This is a genomic window from Rhodovulum adriaticum (assembly GCF_004345735.1).
Lineage (GTDB): Bacteria > Pseudomonadota > Alphaproteobacteria > Rhodobacterales > Rhodobacteraceae > Rhodovulum > Rhodovulum adriaticum.
In genome coordinates this window covers 190003-206906 of sequence record NZ_SLXL01000002.1, presented here as the reverse complement: position 1 = coordinate 206906, position 16904 = coordinate 190003, and the positions used below count along the sequence as shown (strand labels likewise).

Annotated in this window: 19 protein-coding genes and 1 pseudogene; all 20 read left to right on the top strand. The window is 64.7% G+C overall.

The features are described 5' to 3' along the window. The first annotated feature begins 159 nt into the window (after positions 1-159). The 20 genes and pseudogenes from EV656_RS04445 to EV656_RS04345 all read left to right on the top strand — a co-directional run bounded on the left by EV656_RS04445 (position 160) and on the right by EV656_RS04345 (position 16897). Entirely contained in the window at positions 160-525 is a 366-nt protein-coding gene (locus EV656_RS04445; RefSeq protein WP_132599956.1) for an NADH-quinone oxidoreductase subunit A, read from the top strand. Next, positions 516-1049: a NuoB/complex I 20 kDa subunit family protein gene (locus EV656_RS04440; protein ID WP_200276828.1), complete on the top strand. Its 534-nt coding sequence runs from the start codon at positions 516-518 to the stop codon at positions 1047-1049. The genes EV656_RS04445 and EV656_RS04440 overlap by 10 nt, the downstream gene beginning before the upstream one ends. A 3-nt stretch (positions 1050-1052) precedes the next feature. Beyond that, positions 1053-1670, top strand: a complete 618-nt coding sequence (locus tag EV656_RS04435; protein WP_132599953.1) for an NADH-quinone oxidoreductase subunit C — start codon at positions 1053-1055, stop codon at positions 1668-1670. After that, the gene (locus tag EV656_RS04430) at positions 1667-2539 is read left to right on the top strand and encodes a sulfotransferase family protein (RefSeq protein ID WP_132599950.1); all 873 of its coding nucleotides are present in this window, start codon (positions 1667-1669) and stop codon (positions 2537-2539) included. Before EV656_RS04435 ends, EV656_RS04430 begins: the two co-directional genes overlap by 4 nt. A 4-nt stretch (positions 2540-2543) precedes the next feature. Beyond that, positions 2544-3755 carry an NADH-quinone oxidoreductase subunit D gene (locus EV656_RS04425; RefSeq protein ID WP_132600892.1) on the top strand — a complete coding sequence of 404 codons (1212 nt, stop codon included), beginning with the start codon at positions 2544-2546 and terminating at the stop codon, positions 3753-3755. A 194-nt stretch (positions 3756-3949) separates the two neighbouring features. Next, positions 3950-4246, top strand: coding sequence for a hypothetical protein (locus EV656_RS04420; protein WP_132599947.1), 297 nt, complete (start codon positions 3950-3952; stop codon positions 4244-4246). Beyond that, positions 4246-4950 (top strand): annotated as a pseudogene (gene nuoE, locus EV656_RS04415) (NADH-quinone oxidoreductase subunit NuoE); the annotation flags it as partial. The gene EV656_RS04420 and the pseudogene nuoE, both read left to right, overlap by 1 nt. A gap of 90 nt (positions 4951-5040) precedes the next feature. After that, the gene (locus EV656_RS16705; RefSeq protein WP_207899543.1) at positions 5041-5745 is read left to right on the top strand and encodes a hypothetical protein; all 705 of its coding nucleotides are present in this window, start codon (positions 5041-5043) and stop codon (positions 5743-5745) included. 209 nt (positions 5746-5954) lie between these two features. Further along, positions 5955-7250, top strand: a complete 1296-nt coding sequence (gene nuoF, locus EV656_RS04400) for an NADH-quinone oxidoreductase subunit NuoF (RefSeq protein ID WP_132599944.1) — start codon at positions 5955-5957, stop codon at positions 7248-7250. 3 nt (positions 7251-7253) lie between these two features. Beyond that, a complete protein-coding gene (locus EV656_RS04395) occupies positions 7254-7685 on the top strand; it encodes a DUF5333 domain-containing protein (RefSeq protein WP_132599941.1) in 432 nt (143 codons plus the stop codon). A 41-nt stretch (positions 7686-7726) separates the two neighbouring features. Next, positions 7727-9736, top strand: coding sequence for an NADH-quinone oxidoreductase subunit NuoG (nuoG, locus tag EV656_RS04390; RefSeq protein ID WP_132599938.1), 2010 nt, complete (start codon positions 7727-7729; stop codon positions 9734-9736). 1 nt (position 9737) lies between these two features. Further along, positions 9738-10157 (top strand): hypothetical protein, encoded by a 420-nt coding sequence (locus EV656_RS04385; protein ID WP_132599935.1) that lies wholly within the window; start codon positions 9738-9740, stop codon positions 10155-10157. Positions 10158-10172: 15 nt separating this feature from the next. Then, on the top strand, positions 10173-11210 hold the full coding sequence (gene nuoH / locus EV656_RS04380; RefSeq protein ID WP_132599932.1) for an NADH-quinone oxidoreductase subunit NuoH: 1038 nt from the start codon (positions 10173-10175) through the stop codon (positions 11208-11210). 1 nt (position 11211) lies between these two features. After that, a complete protein-coding gene (locus EV656_RS04375) occupies positions 11212-11400 on the top strand; it encodes a hypothetical protein (RefSeq protein ID WP_132599929.1) in 189 nt (62 codons plus the stop codon). Continuing rightward, positions 11397-11891, top strand: a complete 495-nt coding sequence (gene nuoI, locus EV656_RS04370; RefSeq protein ID WP_132599926.1) for an NADH-quinone oxidoreductase subunit NuoI — start codon at positions 11397-11399, stop codon at positions 11889-11891. The genes EV656_RS04375 and nuoI overlap by 4 nt, the downstream gene beginning before the upstream one ends. Next, complete coding sequence (locus EV656_RS04365) at positions 11888-12304, top strand: carboxymuconolactone decarboxylase family protein (RefSeq protein WP_132599923.1); 417 nt, start codon at positions 11888-11890, stop codon at positions 12302-12304. Before nuoI ends, EV656_RS04365 begins: the two co-directional genes overlap by 4 nt. A 2-nt stretch (positions 12305-12306) precedes the next feature. Further along, a complete protein-coding gene (locus EV656_RS04360; RefSeq protein WP_425057166.1) occupies positions 12307-12909 on the top strand; it encodes an NADH-quinone oxidoreductase subunit J in 603 nt (200 codons plus the stop codon). Between the two features lie 46 nt (positions 12910-12955). Further along, positions 12956-13261, top strand: a complete 306-nt coding sequence (gene nuoK / locus EV656_RS04355; protein ID WP_132599917.1) for an NADH-quinone oxidoreductase subunit NuoK — start codon at positions 12956-12958, stop codon at positions 13259-13261. A 6-nt stretch (positions 13262-13267) separates the two neighbouring features. Continuing rightward, positions 13268-15355 carry an NADH-quinone oxidoreductase subunit L gene (gene nuoL / locus EV656_RS04350; protein WP_132599914.1) on the top strand — a complete coding sequence of 696 codons (2088 nt, stop codon included), beginning with the start codon at positions 13268-13270 and terminating at the stop codon, positions 15353-15355. Continuing rightward, on the top strand, positions 15356-16897 hold the full coding sequence (locus tag EV656_RS04345; protein WP_132599911.1) for an NADH-quinone oxidoreductase subunit M: 1542 nt from the start codon (positions 15356-15358) through the stop codon (positions 16895-16897). It abuts the gene before it with no gap. Positions 16898-16904: the final 7 nt, after the last annotated feature.

The following is a 16904-nucleotide window of genomic DNA, read 5'->3' as shown; positions in this document are numbered from 1 at the left end:
TGCGCACGACTGTATACATTTCTGGTTCGCCGCGATAACAGATGGGGCGACCGAAACGGGCGGGGTGCGTTGACCTGCGCCGGACGGGGCGGGTAACGTCCTCGTCGTCAAGGACCGCGCAGGGACCGACAAGGCGCGGCAAAGTGGAGGATGGAGCCGGTGGACGAGCTTCTGAGGGAATATCTCCCGATTGCCATATTCTTCGGCATGGCCGTTGGGCTGGGCCTGATCCTGTTGCTGGCTGCCGCGGTAGTGGCCGTGCGCAACCCCGATCCGGAAAAGCTGTCGGCCTATGAATGCGGCTTCAACGCCTTCGACGACGCGCGGATGACCTTTGATGTGCGCTTCTACCTGGTGGCGATCCTGTTCATCATCTTCGACCTGGAAATCGCCTTCCTGTTCCCGTGGGCCGTGTCCTTTGGCACCATCGGGTTGGTGGGGTTCTGGTCGATGATGGTCTTCCTGGCCGTTCTGACCATCGGCTTTGCCTATGAATGGAAGAAGGGGGCCCTGGAATGGGAGTGATGACAGGCGCCAACACCGCCGGGCCCGATACTGAGGTCGCGACCCAGGCCCTGAACGCAGAGTTGCAGGACAAGGGCTTCCTCGTTACCTCGACCGCCGACATCATCAACTGGGCGCGCACCGGGTCGCTGCACTGGATGACCTTTGGTCTGGCCTGCTGTGCGGTCGAGATGATGCACACCTCCATGCCGCGCTATGACCTGGAACGGTTCGGCACCGCGCCGCGCGCGTCCCCGCGCCAGTCCGATCTGATGATCGTGGCGGGCACGCTGACGAACAAGATGGCCCCGGCCCTGCGCAAGGTCTACGACCAGATGCCCGAACCGCGCTATGTGATTTCCATGGGATCCTGCGCGAATGGCGGGGGCTATTATCACTACAGCTATTCCGTGGTGCGCGGCTGCGACCGGATCGTGCCGGTCGATATCTACGTGCCCGGCTGCCCCCCGACCGCCGAGGCGCTGCTCTACGGCATCCTGCAACTGCAACGCCGCATCCGGCGGACCGGGACGATCGTGAGGTAAGCCATGGACGAGGCCCTGAAAGAACTCGGCACCCATCTGGAGCTGAAGCGCCCCGATTGCGTCCTGTCCTGGGAGGTTGCCCACCACGAGCTGAACGTGGATGTGGCCCCGGCCTCGATCACGGGGTTCGTGGAATTCCTGCGCGCCGATGCGACGTGCCGATTCTCCAGCCTGGTGGATATCACGGCAGTGGATTACCCCGAGCGCGAGGCGCGCTTTGACGTGGTCTACCATTTCCTGTCGATGTACCAGAACCAGCGTATCCGCGTCCGCTGCGCCCTGCGCGAGGATGAGATGATCCCCTCTATCGCGTCGGTGCACCCCTCGGCCAACTGGTTCGAGCGCGAGGTGTTCGACATGTTCGGCATCATCTTCTCGGGCCATCCGGACCTGCGGCGGATCCTGACCGATTACGGGTTCCGGGGCTATCCGCTGCGCAAGGATTTCCCGACCACCGGCTATACCGAGGTGCGTTATGACGAGGCGCAAAAGCGTGTGGTCTACGAGCCGGTGAAACTGGTGCAGGAATACCGGCAGTTCGACTTCATGTCGCCCTGGGAAGGGGCCGATTACATCCTGCCCGGCGACGACAAGGCCCCGGGGGCCAAGGGGCGGGCATGAGCGAGGCAACGCTTCTTTTCGGCGTGGGGGCCACCAAGGCCGGCACAAGCTGGTTGCACGGCTATCTGGCCGCGCATCCGCAGTGCCACCTGCGTTCGATCAAGGAATTGCATTTTTTCGACATGGCAGAGGCCGGAAAACTGGAAAAAGCCCGCGCCGAGTTGCAGGAAACACGCGCTGCATTGGCCGCCAAACCGATGCCGGGCGCCCCGGACAGGGCCGCGGCACGGCGCAGCCGCCTGCACGACATGGCCGCGCTGGAACAGGTCTACGCCCAGGGCGACGAGTCCGGCTATCTGTCCTACCTGCGCGAGGGGCAGGGCGATGCACGCCTTATTGCTGACATAACGCCGGCCTATTCTCTGCTGCCGGTGGGGCGCCTGAAACGGATGGCGGCGATGACGTCTGACGTGCGCTTCGTCTACCTGCTGCGCGACCCGGTCGAGCGGATGTGGAGCCATGTGCGCATGATCGCGCGCCGCCGTGCCGCCCCGGGCGAGGATATCGGCCCCCGCGCCGGTCGCATTCTGAAACGCGCCCTGCGCGGGGAAGAGGCGCACATCATCGAACGCGGCGATTATCGTGCGGTGCTGGGGCGCCTTTGGGCGGCGGTGGACCCGTCGCGCCTGTTCCTGGGTTTCTACGAAGAGCTGTTTTCGCAGGCCATGATCGACCGGCTGTGCGATTTCCTTGGGATCGCACCACGGCCCGCGCCACTAACGGAGCGGGTGCATGAGGGCGTGCCGGTGCCGATGAGTGCGGCGCAGCGCGCTGCCGCGGCGGCTGCGCTGGCGTCGCAATATGACTTCGTCGCCGAGCGGCTGGGCCGGATGCCGCCGCAATGGGCGGCGCACCGGGTGGGGGTGTAGGATGATGGACGGATCGGCATTCAACGACGCGCAGACGGACGAACAGCGCATCCGCAACTTCAACATCAACTTTGGCCCGCAACATCCTGCAGCGCATGGCGTTTTGCGCCTGGTGCTGGAGCTGGACGGCGAGATCGTCGAGCGTGCCGACCCGCATATTGGCCTGCTGCACCGCGGCACCGAAAAGCTGATGGAAAGCCGCACCTACCTACAGAACCTGCCCTATTTCGACCGGCTGGATTACGTGGCGCCGATGAACCAGGAACATGCCTGGTGCCTGGCCATCGAAAAGCTGACCGGGGTCGAGGTGCCGCGCCGGGCGCAGTTGATCCGGGTGCTGTATTCCGAGATCGGGCGCGTGCTGAACCACCTGCTGAACGTCACGACGCAGGCGATGGACGTGGGCGCGCTGACCCCGCCGCTGTGGGGGTTCGAGGAACGCGAAAAGCTGATGATCTTTTACGAGCGGGCCTGCGGGGCGCGCCTGCACGCGGCCTATTTCCGGCCCGGCGGCGTTCACCAGGACCTGCCGCCCGAGTTGGTCGAGGATATCGATGCCTGGGCTGCGGATTTCCCCGCCGTGATCGACGATATCGACGGGCTGCTGACGGAAAACCGCATCTTCAAACAGCGCAATGTCGATATCGGCGTCATCAGCGAACAGGACATCCTGGATTGGGGATTCTCGGGGGTGATGGTGCGCGGCTCGGGGCTGGCCTGGGATTTGCGCCGTTCGCAGCCGTATGAATGCTATGACGAGTTCGACTTCCAGATTCCCGTGGGCAAGAACGGCGATTGCTACGACCGTTACCTGGTCCGCATGGAAGAGATGCGCCAATCCACCCACATCATCCGGCAGGCCTGCGAAAAGCTGCGCCATGAAAAGGGCGATGTGCTGGCGCGCGGCAAGATCACACCGCCCAAACGGGGCGAGATGAAGACCTCGATGGAGGCCTTGATCCACCACTTCAAGCTGTACACCGAGGGGTTCCACGTTCCGGCCGGCGAGGTTTACGCCGCCGTCGAGGCCCCCAAGGGCGAGTTTGGCGTTTACCTGGTCGCCGACGGCACCAACAAACCTTATCGCGCCAAGCTGCGGGCGCCGGGCTTTCTGCATCTGCAGGCGATGGATTACATGACGCGCGGCCACCAGCTGGCCGACGTGGCCGCGATCATCGGTACGATGGACGTGGTGTTCGGAGAGATCGACCGATGATCCGGCAGGCCGGATATCGCGGTATGGCCGGTGCTGGGGCCGGCGCGCGCGGCGGGGCAACCCGGCGCGTCGCATGGGGGGCTGATCGCAGCCTGGTGCGGGCGCAGGCCCGTGCCGTTTCGGGGGCGCCGCGGGGGCGGGTGTCCGAAATGGGGACCGGCGCGGACCGGCCCCGAGCCAGAGGATACGAACCCATGACAATTCTCAAGATCGCCCGTCTTGCCGCCTTCGGTGCAGCCCTTTTGCCTGCGGTCGCGCAGGCGCAGGGGATTACCGTGACCACGGTAGAGATGGACACCGTCCGACAGGTCGTTGCCGCCGCCGGCTGCACCGTCGCGGATGAAGACACCGCCATGGCGGTTGAGGCGGCATCCGGCTTCGAACGCACGTTGCTTGCCGCTGTCGTGAGCGAAATGGTCGAACGGGGCGAGATCGTTCTGCTCGATCAAGAGGGCGCCTTTCGATTGACATCTGGAGACTGCGCGAACTGATGCTGAGACGACTTCACCCCGAGCAGCCCGAAAGCTTCGCCTTCACCCCGGCCAACCAGGCCTGGGCGGAGGCGCAGATGACCAAGTATCCCGAGGGCCGCCAGGCCAGCGCGGTGATCCCGCTGCTGTGGCGTGCCCAAGAGCAGGAGGGCTGGTTGAGCCGCCCCGCGATCGAGCATGTCGCCGACATGCTGGGGATGGCCCATATCCGGGTGCTTGAGGTCGCGACCTTCTATTTCATGTTCCAGTTGGCGCCGGTCGGCTCGGTCGCGCATGTGCAGGTCTGCGGCACTACGTCCTGCCTGATCTGCGGCGCCGAGGATCTGATCGGGGTCTGCCGCGACAAGATCGCCGAGCAGCCCTTTACGCTGTCGGCGGATGGCAAGTTCAGCTGGGAAGAGGTGGAATGCCTGGGCGCCTGTTCCAACGCGCCGATGGTGCAGATCGGCAAGGATTTCTACGAGGATCTGAGCGCCGAACGCCTAGGCTGGATCCTGGACGAACTGGCGGCGGGCCGGGTGCCAAAGCCGGGGCCGCAGAACGGCCGGTTTTCCAGCGAACCGTTGGGCGGACCGACCAGCCTGACCGACGTGCCGGGCCCCCGGACAGAGCATAACGCATCGGTCGATCTGGCAGTGCGGCTGGGCGACACGGTCAAGCGGATCGACGGAACCGAAGTACCCCTGCTGACGCCCTGGCGGGGCTAGGCCCCTGCGGCGGAAGAGGTCAAGACAGACGGCGGCGGAAGCGTTACAAAAGGCGTGGACGAACAACCGTCGTAGCGGAGAGAACCAATGAATATCAATCGCAGTGAAGCAAGGATCAAATACGCCCTTCTGTGGGTGCCTGTTGCCGCGGTGATCGCGGTTGCGGTCGCGGTCGTGGCCAAGCTTTTCGGGCTGTGGGCCTGGGGGGCGTTCATTGCCGGTGCCGGCACGTTCTTCGTGGCCAGCATCGTGATGCTTATGGGCTTTTGCCGGACCGATGATGAAATCGCCGCCGCCCGCGCCGAGCGCGAGGCCGCGGCCGCAGCGCGCGCGCCCTACAAAGCGGCGAACGATGCGATCGTCATCCCCGACAGCCCCAAGCCGGGCAGTGGCCCCAAGGTCGCGCCGACCGTCGCGAAAACCGCGCCGAAACCCGTCGCCGCGCCGAAGCCGGCCCCGGCCCCCAAGCCTGCCCCGGCTCCGAAACCGGCCCCGGCCCCGGCCCCGGCCCCGGCTGCGGCCCCTGCGCCCGCTGCCAGCGATGCCGGTGCGCGCCCGGCGCCCCTGTCCGGCCCCCGTGCCGAGGGCGCCGACGATCTGAAGCAGATCAAGGGCGTCGGACCGAAGCTGGAGCGGCAGGTCAACGAGCTTGGCATCTATCATTACGACCAGATCGCGGCCTGGACCGAGGCCGAGGTCGCGTGGATGGATGAGAACCTCGAAGGCTTCAAGGGCCGCGTCAGCCGTGACGACTGGGTCGGCCAGGCCAAAGAACTGGCCGCGAAGGGCTAAACGAAATCCGCGCGGCGTTGCGGGGATCCGTGGCGCCGCGAGGGGACGGTTGGGGGGCAAACCGGGTGGGTGAAATCCGGTGCGCCCTCCGCCGCCGGCCTGATGCCGGTAACGATGCCCCGGGCAACCGGGGCTGCCGCAAGATGCCCCGAACGGGCGAGTAAAATGGAAACGGTCGGGCTGTGCCCGGCAAGAGTGGGGGTCTGTCCATGCTGACCGATCAGGACCGCATCTTTACCAATCTCTACGGGATGCATGATCGCACGCTCTCCGGCGCGCGCGCCCGTGGTCATTGGGACGGCACGAAGGACCTGATCGCCAAGGGCCGCGACTGGATCATCGACGAGATGAAGAAGTCGGGCCTGCGCGGCCGTGGCGGCGCGGGATTCCCCACTGGTCTTAAATGGTCCTTCATGCCGAAGGAAAGTGACGGGAGGCCGCACTACCTGGTCATCAATGCCGACGAATCCGAGCCCGGCACCTGCAAGGACCGCGAAATCATGCGCCACGATCCGCACACGCTGATCGAGGGCGCGCTGATCGCCAGTTTCGCGATGCAGGCGCATACCAGCTATATCTACATCCGGGGCGAGTTCATCCGCGAGCGCGAGGCGCTGCAGGCCGCCATCGACGAGGCCTATGATGCGGGCCTGCTGGGCAAGAACGCCGCCGGCACGGGCTGGGATTTCGACCTGTTCCTGCATCACGGCGCTGGCGCCTATATCTGCGGCGAGGAAACCGCCCTGCTGGAAAGCCTGGAGGGCAAGAAGGGCATGCCGCGGATGAAGCCGCCCTTCCCGGCGATGGCGGGGGTCTATGGCTGCCCGACCACTGTGAACAACGTCGAATCCATCGCGGTGGTGCCGACGATCCTGCGCCGTGGCGGCGACTGGTTCGCGAGCTTTGGCCGGCCAAACAATGCGGGCACCAAGGTTTTTGCCATCTCCGGCCATGTGAACAATCCCTGTGTGGTCGAGGAAAGCATGTCCATCGGTCTGCGCGAACTGCTGGACCGCCATTGCGGCGGCGTGCGCGGCGGCTGGGACAACCTCAAGGCGGTGATCCCGGGCGGCTCGTCCGTGCCGATGCTGCCTGCGCAGCTTTGCGATGATGCGATCATGGATTTCGACTGGCTGCGTGAACAGCAATCGGGGCTGGGCACCGCGGCGGTGATCGTGATGGACCAGTCCACCGATGTCATCAAGGCGATCTGGCGTCTGGCCAAGTTCTACAAGCACGAAAGCTGCGGCCAGTGCACCCCCTGCCGCGAGGGCACCGGCTGGATGATGCGGGTGATGGACCGGCTGGTGCGCGGTGAGGCCGAGATCGAGGAAATCGACATGCTGTTCGATGTGACCAAGCAGGTCGAGGGCCACACGATCTGCGCCCTGGGGGATGCGGCGGCCTGGCCGATCCAGGGCCTGATCCGGCATTTCCGCGACGAGATCGAGGACCGCATCAAGGCGCGCAAGACCGGCCGGGTCAGTGCCGTGGCGGCGGAATAGGCGATGCGCAGGCCCATCCGGCATATCGCGGGGGCGGTTCTGGCCACCCTGTTGGGGGCGGGCGCAGGTCCGGCGGCGGCGTCGCAGGATCTGCCGCCGCTGACCGAGAATGACCACGTGTGGAATTCGCTGCTGTCTGCCTCGGTCGGGGATGCGATCCAGCGCAAGTGTCCCACGATTTCCCCGCGCCTGTTCCGGGCTTTCCGTGCGGCCAAGGATCTGGAACGGCATGCGCTGTCGCTGGGCTATAACCCCGCCCAGATCGAGGCGTTTCTGGATTCCAGCGCCAACAAGGCACGGATGAAGGCCGAGCGCGACGCCTATCTGGCGGCCAACGGCGTAAGCAAGGACGATCCCGAAAGCTATTGCCGGCTGGGGCGCGAGGAAATCGCGCGCAACACCCTGACCGGATCGCTGCTGCGGGAAACCAGGTAAGACAAGACCCGCCCGCTGCGGGCGGCAAGCAAGGACAGGCAATGGCTGAGCTACGCAAGATCATCATCGACGGGCGCGAGATCGAGGTCGATCCCGCCATGACGCTGATCCAGGCCTGTGAAGAGGCGGGGATCGAGGTGCCGCGCTTCTGCTATCACGAGCGGCTGTCGATCGCGGGCAACTGCCGGATGTGCCTGGTCGAGGTCGTGGGCGGCCCGCCGAAACCGGCCGCGTCCTGCGCGATGCAGGTCAAGGATCTGCGCCCCGGCCCCGAGGGCCAGCCGCCGGTGGTCAAGACCAACAGTCCCATGGTCAAGAAGGCCCGCGAAGGGGTGATGGAATTCCTGCTGATCAACCACCCGCTGGATTGCCCGATCTGCGACCAGGGCGGCGAATGCGACCTGCAGGACCAGGCGATGGCCTATGGCGTGGATTTCAGCCGCTACCGCGAACCCAAGCGCGCGAACGAGGATCTGGACCTTGGCCCCCTGGTGGCCACCTGTATGACGCGCTGCATTTCCTGCACCCGTTGCGTGCGCTTTACCACCGAGGTCGCGGGCATCAGCCAGATGGGCCAGACCGGCCGCGGCGAGGATGCCGAGATCACCGCCTATCTGGGCGAGACGCTGGACAGCAACCTGCAGGGCAACATCATCGACCTGTGCCCGGTCGGCGCGCTGACCTCGAAACCCTATGCCTTTACTGCCCGGCCGTGGGAGTTGACCAAGACCGAGACCATCGACGTGATGGATGCGCTTGGGTCCAACATCCGGGTGGACACTAAGGGGCGCGAGGTGATGCGCATCCTGCCGCGCAACCATGACGGCGTGAACGAGGAATGGATTTCCGACAAGACGCGCTTTGTCTGGGACGGGCTGCGCCGCCAGCGGCTGGACCGCCCCTATATCCGCGAAAACGGCAAACTGCGCCCCGCCACCTGGCCCGAGGCGCTGTCGGCGGCCGCGCGCGCGATGAAGGGCAAGCAGGTGGCCGGGCTGATCGGCGATCTGGCCCCGGTCGAGGCCGCCTTTGCCCTGAAGGAACTGGTCGAGGGGCTGGGCGGACAGGTCGAATGCCGCGTGGATGGGGCGCGCCTGCCGGTTGGCAACCGCTCGGCCTATGTCGGAACGGCGGCGGTCGAGGATATCGACACGTCGCGCGCGATCTATCTGGTCGGCACCAACCCGCGCGACGAGGCGCCGGTGCTGAACGCTCGTATTCGCAAGGCCTGGCTGCACGGCGCCACGGTGACCCGCGTCGGCCCGGCGGCGGACCTGACCTATGACGCGGTCGAGGCCGGGGCCGGGCGTGGTGCACTGGTGAAACTGGCCACCGAGGCCACACCGCAAGAGGATGCGCTGGTCATCGTGGGCCAGGGCGCCTTGTCCGAGGCCGACGGCGAGGCCGTTCTGTCCCAGGCGATGAAATTGGCGGGCAAGCTGGGCGCGGGGCTGCTGGTCCTGCACAGCGCCGCGGCGCGCGTGGGCGCCATGGATATCGGTGCTGTGACTGAGGGCGGGCTGGAGGCCGCGACCGCGGGCGCGGATGTGATCTTCAACCTCGGCGCGGATGAGATCGACATCGATGCCGGGCCCTTCGTGATCTATCAGGGCAGTCATGGCGACCGGGGGGCGCATCGCGCCGACATCATCCTGCCCGGCGCCGCCTATACCGAGGAACAGGGCCTGTTCGTCAACACCGAGGGCCGCCCGCAACTGGCGCTGCGCGCGGGCTTCCCGCCGGGGGAGGCCAAGGAAAACTGGGCGATCCTGCGGGCGCTGTCGGGCGAAATGGGGCAGGCGCTGCCCTATGACAGCCTGGCCGCGCTGCGCAAGCGGCTGGTCGGGATGGTGCCGCATCTGCGCATGATCGACGAACTGGCGGAAAACGAATGGCAACCGCTGCCCGAACGCGCGCCGGCCAGTGCCGATTTCCGCTATGCGGTGCGGGATTTCTATCTGACCAACCCGATCGCGCGGGCCTCGCAACTGATGGCCGAGCTGTCGGCAAACGCGCGGGCGCGGGCAAGCGCCCCGGTGGCGGCGGAATAAGGTGCGGCGGGCGGATACATATCTGGCGGGCTGTGCCCTGGCCGTTCTGGTGGCGGGCTGCGCCCCTGCCTCGGGGCCCTCTGCCGTGGCGCGCGCGCCGTTGCCTGCCGCGTCCTATCTGGGCGTGGATACCCGCCTGCTGGAGGGGGATCTGGTACGCTTTGTCGTGCAGATCCATGAGCCGGGCCACCCTGACGCGCTGAACGACTATGCCCGCTGTGCCGCCGCGCAATACGCGCTGATCCGCGGCTATGGCTTTGCCCGCCATGTGCGGACGCAACTGGCCGAGGGGCAAGAGACCGGCGTCTGGCAGGCGGATGCCGTTTACACGATTTCACCGGCCCTGCCGCGGGGGGTGCAGACGATCGACGCAGAGGTCGTCGTCGCGCATTGCCAGGCGCAGGGGATACCGACGGTCTGAGGGACAAGGGACGAGATGGCTGATTTTCTGAATACCGGGTTGGGGATCGGGCTGACGATCGCGGCGCAGGGGCTGATGGTGATCGCCTTCGTGATGATCTCTCTGCTGTTTCTCGTCTATGGCGACCGCAAGATCTGGGCCGCCGTGCAGATGCGCAAGGGCCCCAATGTCGTGGGGGCCTTCGGCCTGCTGCAAACGGTGGCCGACGCGCTGAAATACGTCGTCAAGGAAATCGTCGTGCCCGCCGGTGCGGACAAGCCGGTGTTCTTCCTCGCGCCGATGATCTCTTTCGTGATGGCGATGGTTGCCTGGGCGGTTATTCCGTTTTCCGACAGGCTGGTGCTGGCCGATCTTAACGTTGCGATCCTGTATGTCTTCGCCATTTCCTCGCTAGAGGTCTACGGCGTCATCATGGGGGGGTGGGCGTCCAACTCCAAATACCCGTTTCTTGGTTCGCTGCGCTCTGCCGCGCAGATGATTTCCTATGAGGTGTCCATCGGCCTGATCATCATCGGGGTGATCCTGTCCACCGGCAGCCTGAATTTCGGCGATATCGTCGCCGCGCAGGATGGGCGGTTTGGCCTGTTCTCGTGGTACTGGCTGCCGCACCTGCCGATGGTGGTGCTGTTCTTTGTCTCGGCGCTGGCCGAAACCAACCGCCCGCCCTTTGACCTGCCAGAGGCTGAATCCGAATTGGTGGCGGGCTATCAGGTGGAATATTCCTCGACGCCCTTCCTGCTGTTCATGGCCGGCGAATATATCGCCATCTTCCTGATGTGCGCGCTGATGAGCCTGCTGTTCTTCGGCGGCTGGCTGTCGCCCATCCCGGGCCTGCCCGACGGGGCGCTGTGGATGGTGGCCAAGATGGCCGTGTTCTTCTTCCTCTTTGCGATGGTGAAGGCCATCGTGCCGCGCTACCGCTATGACCAGCTGATGCGGCTGGGCTGGAAGGTGTTCCTGCCCCTGTCGCTGATCTGGGTCGTCGTGGTGGCATTCTTCGCGCAATTCGAACTGTTCGGCGGCGCCTATGCGCGTTGGACCGTGGGAGGCTGACATGAATGATCTGGCACGCGTTCTGATCGACGCCAAATACCTGGACCTGATGGAACTGTCCGCCTCGGTCAAGGCCGAGCTGGACAAGCGCCTGGCCGAGGCCGATGGCCCGCGGGAGATGACGCAGGAAGATCTTGCCGCCTGCATCTTTGCCTGGGCCGCGCGTCACCTCGGCGAGGAGAAGTCATGACAGCGATCGACTGGAAACGCGCGGGCAAGTATTTCCTGCTGATGGATTTCATCGAGGGCCTGCGGCTGGGGATGAAATACTTCCTCGCGCCCAAGGCCACGCTGAACTATCCCTTTGAAAAGGGGCCGCTCAGCCCGCGGTTCCGCGGCGAACACGCCCTGCGCCGCTATCCCAATGGCGAGGAACGCTGCATCGCCTGCAAGCTGTGCGAGGCGATCTGCCCCGCCCAGGCGATCACCATCGATGCCGAACCCCGCGCCGACGGCAGCCGCCGCACCACGCGCTATGACATCGACATGACGAAATGCATCTATTGCGGCTTCTGCCAGGAGGCCTGCCCGGTCGATGCCATCGTCGAGGGGCCGAATTTCGAGTTTGCCACCGAAACGCGGGAAGAACTGTTCTACGACAAGCAAAAGCTGCTGGAGAACGGCGACCGCTGGGAAGCAGAGATCGCCCGCAACCTGGAAATGGACGCGCCCTACCGATGAGCGATTTCGCCAAACTCTTCGAACAGATGGTCGAGCAAAGCCACCAGATGGCCCGCGCCTTCAACCCGGCGCTGGAAAGCTTTCAGGTGCATGTCTTCGACAAGCTGATGCCCACCATGCCCAAGGATTTCATGGACATGATGTGGGGCAACACGTTCAACCCTGATGGGCTGGACGCCAAGACGCGGCTGCTGGTCGTGCTGGCGGGGCTGACGGTGCTGGGCGCGCAGGCGGATGCGCAGTTCAAGATCACCGTGCGCCACGCCCTGGAGGCGGGCGCCACCCAGAAGGAGATCGCCGAGGTGATCTACCAGATGGCGATGCTGGGCGGCATCCCGGCGATGAGCCGTGCGCTGGAACTGGCGCAGTCGGTGTTCGACGAGATGGAAACGGGCGAGGAGGACGGCGCATGAGCGTGGCGGATATCGCATTCTACTGCTTTGCGACGGTGGCGGTGGCCTCGGGGCTGTTCGTGGTGCTGGCGCGCAACCCGGTGCACTCGGTCCTGTGGCTGATCCTGGCCTTCTTTTCCTCGGCGGGGCTGTTCGTGCTGCTGGGGGCGGAATTCGTGGCGATGCTGCTGGTCATCGTCTACGTGGGCGCGGTCGCGGTGCTGTTCCTGTTCGTGGTGATGATGCTGGATGTCGATTTCAGCGAGCTGAAGGCGCACATGGCCTCTTACTTCCCGCTGGCCGGGCTGATCGGGGCGGTGTTCCTGGCCCAGCTTGTCATGGTTTTCGGGGTCTGGCGCAGCGCGGACGGCGTGATCGAGTTGCGCGCCGCACCGATGCCCGAGGGACAGACCAATACCGGCGCGTTGGGGGGGCTGATCTATGACGACTACATCCACCTGTTCCAGGTGGCGGGTCTGATCCTGCTGGTCGCGATGATCGGCGCCATCGTGCTGACCCTGCGCCACCGGCCCGACATCAAACGCCAGGACGTGCTGGCGCAGATGTACCGCGACCCGGCCAAGGCGATGGAACTGAAGGACGTGAAACCGGGGCAGGGTCTCTGACCCCGGACGACAGAACAGGAACGGGCGAACGGCCCGGAGGGACGGAATGATTGGACTTGAACATTACCTGACGGTGGCCGCGGCGCTGTTCGTCATCGGGATCTTCGGGATCTTCGTGAACCGCAAGAACGTCATCGTCATCCTGATGTCGATCGAACTGATGCTCTTGGCGGTGAACATCAACCTGGTGGCCTTCTCGGCGCATCTGGGCGATCTGGTGGGGCAGGTCTTTACCATGTTCGTCCTGACCGTCGCCGCCGCCGAGGCGGCGATCGGGCTGGCGATCCTGGTCTGCTTCTTCCGCAACCGCGGGTCCATCGCGGTGGACGACATCAACGTGATGAAGGGGTAAGGGCGCATGGAAAAGATCATTCTCTTCGCCCCCCTGATCGGCGCCGTCCTGTGCGGTTTCGGCTACAAGATGATCGGCGAAAAGGCCGCGATGTGGCTGACCACGATCATGGTCTTCCTGGCGATGGTGTTCTCCTGGGTGGTGTTCGTCGGGTTCGACGGCGAAACCCGGCAGGTGGAACTGTTCCGCTGGATCGAAAGCGGCACGCTGGCGGTGGACTGGGCGATCCGGGTGGACCGGCTGACGACGATCATGCTGATCGTGGTCACGACGGTGTCGGCCTTTGTCCATCTCTACAGCTTCGGCTACATGGCCCATGACGAGAACTGGCGCGAGGGTGAAAGCTATAAACCCCGCTTCTTTGCCTATCTGTCGTTCTTTACCTTCACGATGCTGGCGCTGGTCACCGCCGACAACATCGTGCAGCTCTTCTTCGGGTGGGAGGGCGTGGGCGTTGCCTCTTACCTGCTGATCGGGTTCTACTATCGCAAGCCTTCGGCCAATGCCGCCGCGATCAAGGCGTTCGTGGTCAACCGGGTGGGCGATTTCGGCTTCTTGCTGGGGATTTTCGCGCTTTACTTCCTGGTCGACAGCACCCGGTTCGAGGATATCTTTGCCGCCGCACCGACCATTGCCGAAACGCAACTTACCTTTCTGAACGGGACGTGGAACGCGGCCGATGTGGTGGGTGTGCTGCTGTTCATCGGGGCGATGGGCAAGTCGGCGCAGCTGTTCCTGCACACCTGGCTGCCCGACGCGATGGAGGGTCCGACGCCGGTGTCGGCCCTGATCCACGCCGCGACCATGGTGACAGCGGGCGTGTTCCTGATCTGCCGCATGTCGCCGATCATGGAATTCGCGCCGAACGCGCAGGCGATGATCGTCTTTGTCGGGGCGGCGACGGCGTTCTTTGCCGCGACGGTGGGGCTGGTGCAGAACGACATCAAGCGCGTCATCGCCTATTCGACCTGTTCGCAGCTGGGCTATATGTTCGTGGCTGCGGGCGTGGGCGTCTACTCGGCGGCGATGTTCCACCTGCTGACGCACGCCTTCTTCAAGGCGCTGCTGTTCCTTGGCGCGGGTTCGGTCATCCATGCGATGCACCACGAACAGGATCTGCGCAACTATGGCGGTCTGCGCAAAAAGATCCCCTATACCTTTGCCGCGATGATGATCGGGACGCTGGCGATCACGGGCGTCGGCATCCCGCTGACCCATATCGGGTTTGCAGGCTTCCTGTCGAAAGACGCCATCATCGAAAGCGCCTGGGGCGGCCATGCCTATGTCGCCTTCTGGGTGCTGGTGATCGCGGCGGCGATGACCAGCTTCTATTCCTGGCGGCTGATGTTCATGACCTTCTGGGGCGAGGCGCGGGGCGACAAGCACGCCCACGACCACGCCCATGAAAGCCCGCTGAACATGCTGGTGCCCCTTGGCGCTCTCAGCGTGGGCGCGGTCTTTGCCGGGATGCTGTGGTATTCCGATTTCTTCGGCGACCATGACGAGGTGAACCGTTTCTACGGCATTCCCAGCCATGCGGTCGCGGCGGATGCCGGTCATGGCGAGGCGTCCGACCATGGCGATGATGCGCATGCGATGGCGGACGACCATGGCGACGCGGCCGTCGCCCACGCGATGCCGGGCGAGGGCGCGATCTACATGGCCCCCGACAACCACGCCATGGACAACGCCCACCATGCCCCGCAATGGGTCAAGGCCGCCCCCTTCATGGCGATGCTGGCGGGTCTGTTCCTGGCCTTCACCTTCTACATCCAGTCGCCCGACCTGCCCGGCAGGACGGCGCGCGCCTTGCGGCCGATTTACCTGTTCCTGCTGAACAAGTGGTATTTCGACGAGCTGTTCGACGCGATCATCGTCAACCCGGCCCGCAATATCGGCCGGGCGCTATGGAAGGGGGGCGATGGCAGCATCATCGACGGCGGCATCAACGGGTTGGCAATGGGCATCGTGCCCTTCTTCACCCGTGTCGCGGGGCGGATGCAGTCCGGCTATCTGTTCCACTATGCCTTTGCGATGGTTATCGGCATCGCGGTCTTCATCACCTGGATGATGCTCGCCGGGGGGGCGCAGTAAATGGACAACCTGCTTTCCATCATTACGTTCCTGCCGCTGTTCGCCGCGCTGATCCTGGGCGTGTGGCATCGCGGCGACGACGAGGCCGCGCAGCGTAACTCCAAGTGGTTGGCGCTGCTCGCGACCTCGGCGACCTTCCTGCTGTCGTTGTTCGTGCTGTTCCAGTTCGACCCTGCCGACACCGGCTTTCAGTTCGTCGAGGAATACGACTGGCTGCTGGGCCTGAAATACAAGATGGGCGTTGACGGGATCTCGGTCCTGTTCGTGATGCTGACGACCTTCCTGATGCCGATCACCATTGGGGCCTGCTGGAACGTCACGCATCGGGTCAAGGAATACATGATCATGTTCCTTGTGCTGGAAACGCTGATGCTGGGCGTGTTCTGCGCGCTGGACCTGGTGCTGTTCTACCTGTTCTTTGAGGGCGGGCTGATCCCGATGTTCCTGATCATCGGGATCTGGGGCGGCAAGGACCGCATCTACGCCACGTTCAAGTTCTTCCTCTACACCTTCCTCGGGTCTGTCCTGATGCTGGTTGCGATGGTGGCGATGTTCGTGGACGCGGGCACCACCGACATCCCGACGCTGCTGGACCACCAGTTCAGCGCGGGCGATATCGTGATCGGCGGCAAGACCATCGTGGGCGGCATGCAGACGCTGATGTGGCTGGCGTTTTTCGCCAGCTTCGCGGTCAAGATGCCGATGTGGCCGGTCCATACCTGGCTGCCCGATGCGCACGTCCAGGCGCCGACCGCCGGGTCCGTTGTGCTGGCCGCGATCCTGCTGAAGATGGGCGGCTACGGCTTCCTGCGGTTCAGCCTGCCGATGTTCCCCGTCGCCTCTGACATCTGGGCGCCGCTGGTGTTCTGGCTGTCGGCGATCGCGATCGTCTATACCTCGCTCGTGGCGCTGGCGCAGGAGGACATGAAGAAGCTGATCGCCTATTCGTCCGTCGCCCATATGGGATACGTCACCATGGGTGTGTTCGCGGCGAACCAGCAGGGCGTGGATGGGGCGATCTTCCAGATGCTCAGCCACGGCTTTATCTCGGGGGCGCTGTTCCTGTGCGTGGGCGTGATCTACGACCGGATGCACACGCGCGAGATCGACGCCTATGGCGGGCTGGTGAACCGGATGCCGGCCTATGCGCTGATCTTCATGCTGTTCACCATGGCCAATGTCGGCCTGCCGGGGACATCTGGCTTCATCGGTGAATTCCTGACGCTGGCGGGCATCTTCCAAGTCAATACCTGGGTGGCGGCGGTGGCCGCGGTTGGGGTGATCCTGTCGGCGGGCTATGCGCTGTGGCTGTACCGCCGGGTTGTCTTTGGCGACCTTATCAAGGAATCCCTGCGTACCATCAGCGACATGAACGGGCGCGAGCGGGCGATGTTCGCTCCGCTGGTCGCGATGACCCTGATCCTGGGCGTCTACCCGTCGCTTGTCACCGACATCACCGGACCCTCGGTCGAGGCGCTCCTGTCCCAATACGAAACGGCCCTGAACGAGGCCGCGGCCGCGATGCGGCTGGCCCAGAACTGAGGGGAAC